Annotated in this window: 10 protein-coding genes and 1 tRNA gene; 7 read left to right on the top strand and 4 right to left on the bottom strand. The window is 59.2% G+C overall.

All coding sequences use genetic code 11. From position 1 onward, the window contains the following. Window positions 1-51: 51 nt before the first annotated feature. The 3 genes from ACP7AJ_RS08395 to ACP7AJ_RS08385 form a co-directional block, all read right to left on the bottom strand. Window positions 52-125 (bottom strand) — tRNA-Arg (locus tag ACP7AJ_RS08395). Window positions 126-246: 121 nt separating this feature from the next. After that, window positions 247-960 carry a TVP38/TMEM64 family protein gene (locus tag ACP7AJ_RS08390; protein WP_426059741.1) on the bottom strand — a complete coding sequence of 238 codons (714 nt, stop codon included), beginning with the start codon at window positions 958-960 and terminating at the stop codon, window positions 247-249. Window positions 961-1,074: 114 nt separating this feature from the next. Continuing rightward, window positions 1,075-1,980: a DUF2167 domain-containing protein gene (locus ACP7AJ_RS08385; protein WP_426059740.1), complete on the bottom strand. Its 906-nt coding sequence runs from the start codon at window positions 1,978-1,980 to the stop codon at window positions 1,075-1,077. Between the two features lie 172 nt (window positions 1,981-2,152). On the opposite strand from ACP7AJ_RS08385, the gene ACP7AJ_RS08380 reads away from it, so the two are divergent. From ACP7AJ_RS08380 to ACP7AJ_RS08350, 7 genes are all read left to right on the top strand, one after another. Further along, on the top strand, window positions 2,153-3,292 hold the full coding sequence (locus ACP7AJ_RS08380) for a cystathionine gamma-synthase (protein WP_426059739.1): 1,140 nt from the start codon (window positions 2,153-2,155) through the stop codon (window positions 3,290-3,292). Between the two features lie 228 nt (window positions 3,293-3,520). After that, a complete protein-coding gene (locus tag ACP7AJ_RS08375; protein ID WP_426059738.1) occupies window positions 3,521-4,159 on the top strand; it encodes an SGNH/GDSL hydrolase family protein in 639 nt (212 codons plus the stop codon). A 76-nt stretch (window positions 4,160-4,235) separates the two neighbouring features. Beyond that, a complete protein-coding gene (locus ACP7AJ_RS08370) occupies window positions 4,236-5,069 on the top strand; it encodes a maleylpyruvate isomerase N-terminal domain-containing protein (protein WP_426059737.1) in 834 nt (277 codons plus the stop codon). 212 nt (window positions 5,070-5,281) lie between these two features. Then, window positions 5,282-6,112: a metallophosphoesterase family protein gene (locus ACP7AJ_RS08365; RefSeq protein WP_426059736.1), complete on the top strand. Its 831-nt coding sequence runs from the start codon at window positions 5,282-5,284 to the stop codon at window positions 6,110-6,112. Beyond that, the gene (locus ACP7AJ_RS08360) at window positions 6,112-6,738 is read left to right on the top strand and encodes a hypothetical protein (RefSeq protein ID WP_426059735.1); all 627 of its coding nucleotides are present in this window, start codon (window positions 6,112-6,114) and stop codon (window positions 6,736-6,738) included. The genes ACP7AJ_RS08365 and ACP7AJ_RS08360 overlap by 1 nt, the downstream gene beginning before the upstream one ends. Window positions 6,739-6,967: 229 nt before the next feature. After that, the gene (locus tag ACP7AJ_RS08355) at window positions 6,968-7,696 is read left to right on the top strand and encodes a hypothetical protein (protein ID WP_426059734.1); all 729 of its coding nucleotides are present in this window, start codon (window positions 6,968-6,970) and stop codon (window positions 7,694-7,696) included. Window positions 7,697-8,044: 348 nt separating this feature from the next. Further along, on the top strand, window positions 8,045-10,882 hold the full coding sequence (locus ACP7AJ_RS08350; RefSeq protein ID WP_426059733.1) for a TonB-dependent receptor: 2,838 nt from the start codon (window positions 8,045-8,047) through the stop codon (window positions 10,880-10,882). Between the two features lie 187 nt (window positions 10,883-11,069). On the opposite strand, the gene ACP7AJ_RS08345 is transcribed toward ACP7AJ_RS08350, so the two are convergent. Further along, window positions 11,070-12,518 carry a hypothetical protein gene (locus ACP7AJ_RS08345; RefSeq protein WP_426059731.1) on the bottom strand — a complete coding sequence of 483 codons (1,449 nt, stop codon included), beginning with the start codon at window positions 12,516-12,518 and terminating at the stop codon, window positions 11,070-11,072. Window positions 12,519-12,691 lie beyond the last annotated feature (173 nt).

Genomic DNA, 12,691 nt, shown 5'->3' with positions numbered 1-12,691 from the left:
ATACTAGGACAATAAAAAACCCTCTCAGCAAGTCGCTGAGAGGGTTTTTCGTGGTCGTGTAAGGAGTCGAACCTTAAACCTTCTGATTCGTAGTCAGATGCTCTATCCAATTGAGCTACACAACCGTTTCCCGTGATGGGACCGCAAAGGTAAGAGACAAAATTGCGGCTGTGCAAACCACGGGCACTTTTTACACAAGAAAAGTTTCGTTTTGCGAACAACTAGTTCATAATCAACGGCAGATTTTTACGAATTTTCGGGAGCGCCACGTCGAAGCGCCTTTTGCAAGGCCCGGTTGAAGACCACGAATAAGCCGAAAAGCGACGCCGCTACCAGCCCAATGAGCACGGCCTTGCTCAGCGTGCCCTGGTCAGGGTCGCGCAATAGGGCCAGTACGTCGGAGGCTTGGGTGCCCAGCCAGTAGAAGAACAGGCTGCGAGGCAGCATGCCCATCACCGAGGCCAGCAGGAAGCGGCGGCGCGGCACCCCCACGATGGCCAGCACGAAGGTCATGAGCGCAAAGGGCAGCACCGGCGACAACCGCGTGAGGATGATGAGCTGCCAGCTCTGGTTTTGCAGCTCGCTGAGCACGGCTTCGGCTTTGGGGAAGAGCTGCAGAAAATTGCGCAGCTTGCCGTGGTCGAGGCGTTGGGCCAGCTCGTAGCCAATAATGGAAGCCAGCGCATACGCCAGCACCATGCCGGGCAGCCCCATCCAGCCGAAGTAATATCCCGTCACGATGGCCACAAACGTGGTGGGCGTGAACGCAAATGCCATGGTGAAGGCAATGACCACGAAGTAAAGCAGCTGCTGGACCAGGCTGAGGTTGTGCAGCAGCTCCTGCCGCTGGTACAGCAGCACCAGCAGCGACGAGGAGCCCAGCAGCGGCACGGCCACCAGCAAGAACATGGTGAGCAACGTGGAGAAGTTTTTTTGGAAAAGCTCGCGCAGAAATCTCATAGGCTGGCAAAGGTAGGAGCGGGGCAACCCGCACCGGGCCGCCGTGCCCGTGTGCGAATTGCCCCGCCAGTAGGTTGCCTTTACGCTATGGTTGCGCTAAGGGTCAGCCCGGGCTCACGATTCTTTTGTGCCAAACCCGAAAAAGCGCTTTACCCCGGCCCAGGCGCCGGCCAGGGCCAGCAGGCCCAGCTTCCAGAACTTGAGAATGATAGCAAACAAGCCCACCTTGGCTAGCACCTTGCCGGCCACGAGGCCGCCGATGGAATAAGCCGCCACTTCGTCGATGTCGGCATTAAAGTCGAGGTATTGCTGCCCGCGGGCGAAGCTGACCCCAGCGAGTAGGCCCGGAATGCTGGCCTTGATTTCGGGCAGCTGCTCCCGCTCGCCAATGGCGTTTAGCACCAGCACCCCTTTGCGGCCGAGCAGGCGCACGTTGTAGTTAAGGGTGGTGTCGGGGCTGCTGCCAAAGCGGATGGACTTGGCCCAGTGCAGGGCGTGCGTGTTTTTATCGTAGTAGGGGTTGGCGGCCCAGCCCAGTAGGTAAAACGGCTCGTAGCCAGCGGCTTCTCGCTCTTTGTTGTTCTCCTCGGTGTCGACTTGCATTTCCTCCAGCAGCTCGCTGTAGTCGATGTCGTCGGCGTCGTCGTCCTTCACGTAGCCCATGGCGTCGTAGCTGATAGAGTACGCCCAGGCTTTCTCATCGAGCGGGCCGCGGTTGGTGGGAAACAGCATGCCCAGTGTTTCGCTCTTGGGGTTGCCCCACAGCTGCGTGAGCACCCGGCGGCTCTGGGCCGAGTCGAGGTAGCGAAAGCCGTTCGGCACGGTGAGCTCGCCAATGCCGCCAGGCAACACAATATGACCCTGCTGGTAGTGCAGCGTGCCCTGAATCGAGTCGGTGTAGGCTTTGTAGGCAGCCAAGCGCATGGCTACGCTGTCGGCGACGGTGGGCACGGGTTTGGGCCGGGCGAAAGCACCCCCAGACGCAAGTAAGAAAGAAATGAGCAGTAGATGTTTTTTCATGAGAACCAGAAACGGGTAAAAAAATGTAGAGAGAAGTAGCCAAAAGGCGAATATAACCTTATGCCCACATTTGAGCTTTGCCTTGGCCAGCGTCCGTAACTTGTCGCCCCAAAGCGGCCGGCCCCGGGCCCGCCTTTGCTCATTTCTGTCAAATTCCCGCTTTCCTTTTTCTATGAAATTCGCCACCAAAGCCATTCACGCCGGCGTGCACCCGGACCCCACCACCGGCGCCATCATGACGCCCATCTACCAGACCTCAACCTACGTGCAGCGCTCGCCCGGCGACCACAAAGGCTTTGAATACTCCCGCACTCACAACCCCACCCGCTCGCAGCTGCAAGACGCCCTGGCGGCCCTCGACAACGGCAAGCACGGCCTGGCGTTTGCCACCGGCATGGCTGCCATCGACTGTGTAGCCAAGCTGCTGCAGCCCGGCGATGAAGTCATTTCGACCAACGACCTCTACGGCGGCAGCTACCGCCTCTTCACCAAAGTATACGAGCCGCTGGGCATCAAATTCCACTTTGTGCCCATGCACGACATGGAAGCTGTGCGCGCCGTGGCCGGCCCCAACACCAAGCTGATTTGGGTAGAAACGCCCACCAACCCGCTGCTCAACGTCATCGACATTGCCGGTGCCGCGGCCGTGGCCAAGGAGTGCGGCGCCCTGCTGGCCGTGGATAACACCTTCAGCACGCCCTACCTGCAAACGCCCATGGACCTAGGCGCCGACATCGTGATGTATTCGCTCACGAAGTACATGGCCGGCCACTCCGACACCGTAATGGGTGCCCTCATCGTGAAAGACGACGAGCTGCACCAGCGCCTGAGCTTCTACCAGAACGCCTGCGGCGGCACGCCCGGCCCCCAGGACTGCTTCCTGGTGCTGCGCGGCCTCAAAACCCTGCACATCCGCATGCAGCGGCACTGCGAAAACGGCCGCGCCGTGGCCGAGTTCCTGCGCCAGCACCCCAAAGTGGAGAAAGTGTACTGGCCCGGTTTCGAAAACCACCCCAACCACGCCATCGCGGCCAAGCAGATGCGCGACTTTGGCGGCATGATTTCTTTTGTGCTCAAGGGCGACCGCCAAGAAGATGCCGTGGCCGTGCTCGAAAAGTTTAAGTATTTCACCCTGGCCGAAAGCCTGGGCGGCGTGGAAAGCCTCAGCGGCCACCCCGCCAGCATGACGCACGCCAGCATTCCGGCCGAGCAGCGCCGCAAGTCGGGCTTGAGCGACTCGCTCATCCGCCTGAGCGTGGGCATCGAGGACGCCGAGGATTTGATTGAAGACCTGGCCCAGGCCATTGGCTAAGGCAAAAGACGCTTGGCAGACCAGAAAGGGTTTGCCAAGCGTCAACCTTGCGAGCTTGCCGACGGTATCAAGCCTCGGCCGGCAACTTAGAACAGAGCGGAATTGAACCTGAAGGGGTGCGGCGGCTGTATCTACGGCACTCCGTCACCCCTTTGCTCTATGCGCAAGCTGCTATTCTTTCTGGCTTTTCTCGTTTGCTCTTGTAGCAGAGAGAAGCTGCCTAGTCCGATGTTGCCCAGCGGGCAACCTGCGGGCCCCACAGCCGGAGGGTTGGCCTATTTGGCTCTCGGTGATTCCTATACTATTGGAGAAGGAGCGGCAGCTGACGAGCGCTGGCCCGTGCAATTAGCTACGCTAGGGCGCAAGCGCGGTATAATGCTGGCAGAGCCAGAGATTATCGCTCGCACCGGTTGGACTACCGGCGATTTATCAGCAGCTATTGCGAATGCCCGGCTTACGAAAACATACGACCTGGTTTCGCTGCTCATTGGGGTGAACAACCAGTACCAGGGCCAGTCGGTGGCGATGTATCGTACCGAGTTCCGGCAGTTGTTGGGCACTGCCCTGGGCTTGGCGGGCAACCGTCCGCAGCGGGTTGTGGTGCTCTCTATTCCTGATTGGGGGCAGTCGCCCTTTGCCAACGGACAAGACCGTGCCCGCATTGGGGCCGAAATCGACCAATTTAACGCAGCTGCAAGGCAGGAGTGCCAGTCGCGCGACATTGCCTTTATCGACATCACGCCTCTTACCCGGGCCGCAGCGGGCGACAACAACCAGTTTACCCGCGACCGATTGCACTATTCTGGTGCTCAAATGGGGAAGTGGGCGGAGTTAGTGCTGCCTACGGTGGAAACTGTATTGAAGTAGCAGCTTGCAAGCTGGTTATAGGCAGTAGCTTCGCCCTTAGAAGGATGCCGATTGATTGCTCGGCTACTTCCTGCCTATGCCCGTAGTGCCCATTGAAGTGCTGCCGCTGTTTCCGGTGCTCGACCAGCGCCTCACGGAGCTGCTGCGCTCGCTGTCGCCAGCCGACTGGCAGCGCCCCACGCTGGCACGGCAATGGACCGTGAAAGACGTGGCTGCCCACCTGCTCGACGGCAACCTGCGCACGCTGTCCATGCTGCGTGATGGGTACTTTGGCGAGGCGCCCGACGACCCGAACTCCTACCAGGGAATCCTGACGTTCCTGAACCGCCTCAATGCCGACTGGGTGCGGGCCGCCCGCCGCCTCAGCCCCGTGGTGCTCATTGAGCTCTTGGCCCAGTCCGGGGCCGAATACATCGAATACCTCAATTCGCTCGACCCTTTTGCGCCGGCCACTTTCGCCGTGGCCTGGGCTGGCGAAACAGAGTCGCGCAACTGGTTTCACATTGCCCGCGAATACACCGAGAAGTGGCACCACCAGCAGCAGATTCACGCCGCCGTGGGCGGGCCGGGCCTCCTGACCCCCGAGCTGTTTGGGCCCTTTGCCGAAACTATCCTGCGCGGCTTGCCACACGCCTACCGGCACATGCCTGCGCCGGAGGGCACGGTGGTGCACGTTCACATCACGACCAGCCTGGGCGGGACGTGGCAGCTCAGGAAAGGCCAAGCTGGCTGGGACTTGCAGGCCCCCGATGCTGCTGCGCCCGCCGCAATGGTCAGCCTGAGCCCTGACGTGGCCTGGCAGCTGTTTACCAAGGGCATGAGCCCGGCCGAGGCACGGCCACACGTGCAGCTCGCCGGCAGCCTGCTGTTGGGGGAGGCCGCCCTGGGCCTGCTGGCCGTGATGGCGTAGGGACGCGGCAATGCGTCCCGCTATGAAGTAATCCGAGAAGGCATTCGTCTTGGCTAATAATTAGCCGGAGCTAGACGAGCGCGCTCTTCTTACGAAAAATCTACGTAAAAATCAATTATGAGCGGCAAATACGTAGATGTGCCCAACCACATGGATAGAAGAGTAGTTAAAGGATTATTTATTGTACTGCGGCCGCGTGCCGCTCCCTCATCATGTCACCATTATTTACTTTGCGGCACTGGTTCCGCGTGGCGCCACTTGCCATCCTGCTGGGCTTGTCGGGCTGCGATTTGCTGGAATTTAGCCCCAACGACAACCGCGTACCCCAGGAGTTCACCAACCTTACCCAAAAAAACCTGGCTAAGCTGGAAGCCCAGCCCCTAGCCCCCGGCGATACCCTGCGCTTTGTATTTACCGGCGACTCGCAGCAGTTCTACGACGAGGCCGAAGCCCTGGTCGCCAGTGTAAATCAGCAGCCCGATATCTCCTTTCTGCTGGTAGCCGGCGACATCTCCGATTTTGGCCTGGCCCGCGAAATGCGCTGGGTCGACGAGAAGCTGCGCCGTCTGAACGTGCCGTATCTGACTGTAGTCGGCAACCACGACCTGGTGGGTAATGGCCGCGAAACCTACCAGCGCATCTTCGGCGCCCTGAACTACTCTTTCGTGTACGGCGACACCAAGTTTATTCTCGTCGACACCAACGGGCGCGAATACAACTTCAACGGCCAGGTGCCCAACATGGGCTGGCTGCGGCCGCAGCTCGCCAACCTCGACGGCGCCCGCCGGCAGGTGGTGGTTTCGCACGTGCCGCCCACCAACGTCGACTTCGACCCGGCGCTGCGCGCACCCTACGCCCAGGCCCTGCGCGACACCGAAAACCTGGTGTTTGAGATGAACGGCCACAACCACTCCTCCACCATCGGCCAGCCCTACGACGACGGCGTGACCTACGTCAATTCCGATGCTTTCTCGGAGCGTGCCTACATGGTGGTAACGGTGTGGGGCGACCGCGAATTTCGCATCAAACGGGTTCAGTTTTAATGGCCTCCCTGTTGCTTTCGGCCCTGTTGCTGGCGGCCCCGGCCAGCCTGGCAGCGCCCGCGGCCGATACCATCGCCGAGGTGCCCGCCCTCCTGGCGCCGCGCAAGTGGTACCGCCCCACGCACGCGCTGCTGCAAACCGGGGGTGGGCTGGGCATGGTGACGGGCGGTGTCGGCTATACTCTTTTCAATAACCGGGTTGATGCCGACGTCTTGGTTGGCTACGTGCCCAAGCGCTTTGCGGGCTCCGTACTCAGCGTTGCTTCGCTCAAGCTAATGTATTCGCCGTTTCGGATGCGCGTGGCCGAGCAGGTGCAGGTGCTGCCCTTCACAATAGGGGGCTTCTGCAGCTACACGCACGGCACCATCAACAGCGGCGTGAAGGGCCAGTATCCTTCCGACTATTATTGGTTTTCGACCGATTCGCGCTACGGGCCTTTTGTGGGTGGCCGCCTCACTTATCTGGCCCCGCCCATTGCGGCCACCGGCACGCCCCGCAAGCTCTCGTTTTACTATGAGCTGGGCAGCAATGACCTCTACATAGCCAGCTACCTCACCAACCTCGACGGCGGGCTGCGCATTAGTCAGCTCCTGACCCTGGCCCTAGGCGTAAAGGCTGACTTCTAAAATTGGCGTACTGTGGCGCCGCCTTACTTGTGCCGCGATAGGCAAAACCTAAACCTCAGCCGCCACCGTTGCTGAGGTTTTTGGGGTTCTGAGGGAAAGGATAGCTAAATGCTGATGCCTGTTTCATCGCAGAAAGGTGTTGCTTTCAGCAGTCAGTACAACCTTTGCACTCGCTGGCCGGTCATCTGCGAACAGATGGCTCTACTGCTCTCGCCTTACCCATTTCCCCATGAAAAAATGCTTTATGCTTTTGCCGCTACTGGCGTTGGCTGCTCCAGTAGCTGCCCAACACGTTGAAATTGCTGGTAGGGCGGGGCTAGGGCTGTTTAGGTTTGGAGGCCGAGATGCAGCAAGCAACTCTTTTGTTCTGTATCAGGGCAATGGCGCTGGTGGCGAAGGTTACGTGAATGACCCCTACGGCAGCCGGGTGGGTATGGGCTTGGCACTGGGCGGGCGGGTGCAGCGCGTAGGTTCACGCAACGGCTTACTGACGTTTGACCTGGGATACGAATGGCTCCGGAGCCGAACCAATGTCAACCGGCTGCTCTATTCGCCGTCGATGTATAGCTCCTTTATAGGAACGTATAGCGCCGACGGAAGCGCGGCACTGCAAAGCAAAAACCTAACAGCCTTTTTGGGCTTGGGCCACCGCATAAAAGGTAGCTTGGTTGAAGTAGATATTTTGGCTGGACCAGAGCTGGCCTACATCTACGGGCTACGTGAAAAAGGCAGCGGCACCTATAACGGCAGCGAACCTTGGGCTACCAACTTTTCCCGCAGCGACGAGTACCGCCTCGACGGCCGCCTGCGCGCCGACATCACGGTGTGGTACCACCAACTAGGAGCCAACGCCAGCTATTCCTATGGCTTGCTTAATTACCAGAGTGGCCTCAAGGGGGCAAACTCCGAAGTGTACGCGCGAATTCTGCGTCTGGGCCTGGTCTATCGCCTGAAATAGGTGCTTGATTTCTGCCGGCGCAACGCCGGCTATTGGGGGCGGAAGCTAAAGCACACAGGCAGTTAGTTGTAAATTCAGCCAGCGTATTGTAAGCTTGTGATAAGCACACATCTCTATGCTACCGTTTGTCGCCTTCTTTCTGCGTCTTTATCGCGTTAGCGAGTTCAGCTGCTGTTGTTACTGCACGCTGTAATTGGCCATTTTGGCTATCCCCTTGTACATTTTTTGAAAATCGCCAGGCCAACGCCTACAGAGGTCTTCGCCTAAGATTATCTGAAGCAGTTAGTCTGGTGCTGGCAGTGTTAGTGCCTAACTTCTTTCACTTATATTAATTCAACCACTTTTTGTATGAAAAATCTTTTACTAATTCTGCTGTTAGTCCTGACGGGACTGGCCGCACAGGCTCAGAAAATAACTGTGACCGGACGGGTAGTGGGTACTGCAGGAGAGGCCCTGCCCGGCTCTACGGTGCTGGAGCGCGGTACTGCCAACGGCACCTCCAGCGGCGGCAACGGGGAATTTTCGCTTTCAGTAGCACCCAACGCCACGCTAACCGTGCAGGCCATTGGCTTTGCCTCTCAGCAAATACCAGTGAACGGCCGTACCAGCATCGACGTGCGCCTGGTGGCCGCCGCCCAGGACCTGAACGAAGTAGTGGTGACCGGCTCGCGCGCCACCGAGGGTCGCTCTAATATCCTGACCACGGCCCCGGTCGACGTGATTTCAGCCCGCGAAATCAAGGCTTTTGCTCAAGTCGACGTTTCGCAGGTGCTCACCTACGCGGCGCCCTCGTTTCAATCGTCGCGGCAAACCATCTCCGATGGCACCGACCACGTGGACCCAGCCAGCCTGCGCGGCCTTGGCCCTGACCAGGTGCTGGTGCTCGTGAACGGCAAGCGCCGCCATAGCTCGGCGCTGGTGAACATCAACGGCACCGTGGGCCGCGGCTCGGTGGGCACCGACCTGAACGTAATTCCCCTAGCTTCCATCAAGCGCATTGAGGTGCTGCGCGAAGGCGCCGCTGCCCTCTACGGCTCCGATGCCATCGCCGGTGTTATCAACATCCAACTGAAAGACGACTCCACCGGCGTTACGGCCAGTGCCACGGGCGGCCAGCATTACGCAGGCGATGGCCAGGTATTTCAGGCCGATGCCAACGTGGGCATTGGCCTGGGTGGCCGGGGCTACCTCGACGTGAGCGGGCAGTTCTTGAACCGCGGCTACACCAACCGCACGTTTGAAGACACCGCCCCGCTCATGTACTTAGGCGGCAACGGCGGCAACTACCCCGCCAGTGCCAACACCGAGCAGGCCCGCCGCGACCTGAAGGCGCAAGACGACCAGTTGGTGCGGGAACGGGGCTTCGACCGCAAGAACATGCGCGTGGGCAACTCTGATTCGCGCAACCTGGGCGGCTTTGTCAACGCCGCTTACCGCCTTGGCGGGGGCGTCGAAGCCTATGTATCGGGTGGGGTAACGCGCCGCACGGGCAAGGCCGCCGGTTTCTACCGTTTGCCCAACCAGCCAGCGCAAAGCGACCTAACCATCTTCCCCAACGGCTTCTTGCCGTTTATCAACACCACCATCAACGACCAGTCGGCCATTACCGGTTTGCGGGCCACCATTGGGGGCTTCGCTGCCGACCTGAGCAACACCTACGGCCGCAACGAGCTGCGATTCGACATCAGCAACACCGTGAATGCCTCGCTGCCGCAGGGACCGGGCATCCGCAACCAGACCGAGTTCTACGCCGGAGCCATCAGCTTTAGCCAGAACACGACCAACCTGGGCTTGTCGCGCAAATTCACCGAAATAGGCCCGTTGGCAACCCTGAACGTAGCTTTCGGCGGCGAGTACCGCGTCGACCGGTTCCAGACGGAAGCCGGCGAGCCCAATTCCTACATCAACGGCGGCCGCCGCATCAACGTGACCGCGGCCAACCCCACCGGGGCGCCCACGGCTTCGGGTTCTCAGGTGTTTCCTGGCTACCAGCCCCAGGATGAAGTGGACCGGTCGCGCTCGAACGTGGCCGGCTACGTGGACCTGGAAAGCGACGTGACTGAAAAGCTGCTGCTGCGCGTGGCCGGCCGCGCCGAAAACTACAGCGATTTTGGCTCGAACGTGAGTGGGCAAGTGGCCGGCCGCTTCAGCATCCTGGACGGCCTGGCCATCCGGGGCTCGGTGGGCAACGGCTTCCGGGCACCCTCGCTGCAGCAGCGCTATTTTACCAACACCAGCACCCAGTTTATAAGCGGCATCGCCAACCAAGTGCTCACCGTGAACAACGACAACCCCATCGTGCGCAACAGCTTCGATAACCCCACCCAGCGGGGCTTCGGCGTGGGCAGCCTGAAACAGGAAAAATCGGTGAACTACAGCTTGGGCGTCACAGCCCGCGTGGCCCAAACCATCACCCTGACCGTGGATGCCTACCAGATTGACATCGATGACCGGATTGTGCTCTCGTCGCAGTTTGCCAAAACCAATGCGCTGGGCACTCCCCCGGTTACCACCGTCGACCAGATTCTGGCCACCCAGCCCGACGTGAGCCGGGTGCAGTTTTTTGCCAATGCCATCAACACCCGCACCCGCGGCATCGACGTGGTGGCCAACGAGCGGCTCACGCTGGGGCCTAATACCCGTTTGAACCTCATCGTGGCGGCTAACTTTACCGAAACCCAAGTGCAGAGCGTCAATACGTCGTCGACCACCATCGACGCTGACCCGCGCCTGCAAAACACCCTCTTTGACCGCCAGCAGCGCACGCGCATCGAAACGGCCCAGCCCCGCAACAAGATTAACCTGGGTGCCAACTTCAACCACGGCATCTTCGGCATTGAGGCCCGTACGGTGCGCTTCGGTGAGGTGAAGTTTCGCGATGCCGATCCAGCCCGCGAAACGCTCGTCGACCAGACCTTCTCAGCCAAGTGGATTACCGACCTGTCCGTCAACGCCCAGGTGCTCAAGCAAGTCGGCATCACGCTGGGAGTCAACAACCTGTTTGACGTATATCCCGACAAGTTCCGCCTGCACCCCCGCAACGACCCCAACAACTTCTCGGTGGACCCAGCCACGAGCTACAACGCCAGCCTCGACAACACCAACCGCAACCGCTTTGTGTACAACGCCAACCAGTTTGGCTTCAACGGCGGCTACTACTTCGCCCGAGTGAACTTCACCCTGTAAAAGAACAGTTTCTGATTTTTGAAAAAAGCCAGCTCCTGTTTCGGGACTGGCTTTTTTATTGGCTACAATTCAAATAATGAAATCTAGGGCAGCGCAGGAATGTTCTTAGAACCTATCCAAATAGGTCGTCATGCCTTGGCTGTGCTCGACATGACGACCGTTTTTCAGGGCCTATGCGGATAGGGACTTACTGGCCAGCATAAGCCAAGCGAGCCACTTGCGTGCCGCCCAGGTTGCGGGCGAAGTAGAGGCCCGCAGGCAAGGTGTTGGCCGGGCGCCAGCTGATGCTGCCATCGGCCGCACTCAGGAGTTGCGCCACAGTGCGCCCTAGCTCATCAAGAATCACCACCGGCTGGCTGCCTTTCTCAGTAAGCTGAAACCGGACTTCTTCCCGAAAGGGCATCGGATACGGCCCTTGCGCCAACGGCTGGCGTTCCCGGCTGGCCAAGGGTTGTAGCGGCGAAACCAGAAATGAAATGACTTGGGTGGTTACGCCTTTGCCCGGGCACGCGTCATCAACAGCCATTACGGTGAGGACGTAGCGCCCCGTTGGGAGCCCTGCGGGCACCTGCCAGCTCAGCTGGCCCTGCCCGTTGCCCTGGGCTTGGAACGTCACTCCCGGGACTGCGCCGGTCGCCTCGCTGAAAAGCAGGACCGTTTGCCCGGCGTCGGGGTCGGTCGCGGTGACATTGAGCACGACAGTTTGGCCCTGGCTCGCCCTGATGGTTTGGCCCAGCAGCTGGCCGGTGGGGTTGTTGCTGAACGCAACCCGGCTAAATACCGGCACCTGGTTGCTGCCGCTGCCGGCTTGGTAAATCATATCCCGGTTGATTTGCCCTATTTGTTGCCAGGTGCCATTCACGCGCCGGTACTCATTCACTGCGACCGCGACGCTAAAAATGCCTTGCTGCACCGGTATTGGGCGCGTCAGCAATTCGCCGGTGCCTGCATTCACGTCGAAATGCGGGGCTATGGTGCTGCCGACGGCCAATGCCCCGCAGGCTTGCGCTGGGTTGGCTTTGGACTGGGGGCGCACCAATTCATAAGTCAGCGAGTCGCCTTCGCTGTCGAAGGTGCTCCAACTATGGCGTTGGGGCTGGTTTCCAATTAGCTGTATCAGATAGTGAGAAGTGAATTTTGGGGAGGAGTTGGTCAAGCCCGTGGAGTTATCCAGCGTGGCGGCAACGTAGACGGATTGGTCAACGGATTGCGGAAGGTTGCTAATGCCCGGGCGACGATTTTCGGCGTTGATGCTCAGCGTCCAACGGGCCGGCGGTAAATCCACCTCTCCCTCAATCACCCGCGTTTGGTAAGCAATAAGACCAGCTTGCCCCACGCATTGGGGTATGGGCGCCGGTAGCGTACGAGTGCGCAGAAGAAAAGCGGTAAAGCTGCCTGGCTGGGTGTTGCCGCACTCATTTTTCCCACAAGTTAAAAAAAACGAGTAGTCACTTACAAGGGAATTAATGTCGTTGACGACGTAAGCCGAAATACGGTATCGATTGGGAGAAGCGGTGGTGCCAATGTATTCGTAAACAAGCTCAGCGCCCAGCAAGTGGGAGGCTTTGGCAATTGGCAGGTTGCCTAACCAAGCAAAGAGAATAACCAAGCTGCTAATAAGTAGAGATGGACGCATGGCGAAGTGAAAAGTAGGTATGGCGGCTAAAGCAGGGAACGCCGATTCGTGGCGGCCATTTTAACTAGTTTTATGTAAATATATTGCGACAATCTTAAATGCTCTGAGCATTAATTATTAGCTGGTTGCATGAGTTTGTCATTCGTCTAAAAGCAGAATCCCCAGCCAGTATT

The sequence above is a fragment of the Hymenobacter sp. B1770 genome, assembly GCF_049896385.1.
In the GTDB taxonomy this organism is placed as follows: Bacteria; Bacteroidota; Bacteroidia; order Cytophagales; family Hymenobacteraceae; genus Hymenobacter.
Note: the sequence above shows the minus strand (reverse complement) of the source record. Positions and strands in the feature narration are given on the sequence as shown.

Excerpts from the sequence above, each read along its gene's own strand:
- ACP7AJ_RS08390 (WP_426059741.1), bottom strand. The coding sequence starts at position 960 with ATGAGATTTCTGCGCGAGCTTTTCCAAAAAAACTTCTCCACGTTGCTC.
- ACP7AJ_RS08385 (WP_426059740.1), bottom strand. The coding sequence starts at position 1,980 with ATGAAAAAACATCTACTGCTCATTTCTTTCTTACTTGCGTCTGGGGGT.
- ACP7AJ_RS08380 (WP_426059739.1), top strand. The coding sequence starts at position 2,153 with ATGAAATTCGCCACCAAAGCCATTCACGCCGGCGTGCACCCGGACCCC.
- ACP7AJ_RS08375 (WP_426059738.1), top strand. The coding sequence starts at position 3,521 with ATGTTGCCCAGCGGGCAACCTGCGGGCCCCACAGCCGGAGGGTTGGCC.
- ACP7AJ_RS08370 (WP_426059737.1), top strand. The coding sequence starts at position 4,236 with ATGCCCGTAGTGCCCATTGAAGTGCTGCCGCTGTTTCCGGTGCTCGAC.
- ACP7AJ_RS08365 (WP_426059736.1), top strand. The coding sequence starts at position 5,282 with ATGTCACCATTATTTACTTTGCGGCACTGGTTCCGCGTGGCGCCACTT.
- ACP7AJ_RS08360 (WP_426059735.1), top strand. The coding sequence starts at position 6,112 with ATGGCCTCCCTGTTGCTTTCGGCCCTGTTGCTGGCGGCCCCGGCCAGC.
- ACP7AJ_RS08355 (WP_426059734.1), top strand. The coding sequence starts at position 6,968 with ATGAAAAAATGCTTTATGCTTTTGCCGCTACTGGCGTTGGCTGCTCCA.
- ACP7AJ_RS08350 (WP_426059733.1), top strand. The coding sequence starts at position 8,045 with ATGAAAAATCTTTTACTAATTCTGCTGTTAGTCCTGACGGGACTGGCC.
- ACP7AJ_RS08345 (WP_426059731.1), bottom strand. The coding sequence starts at position 12,518 with ATGCGTCCATCTCTACTTATTAGCAGCTTGGTTATTCTCTTTGCTTGG.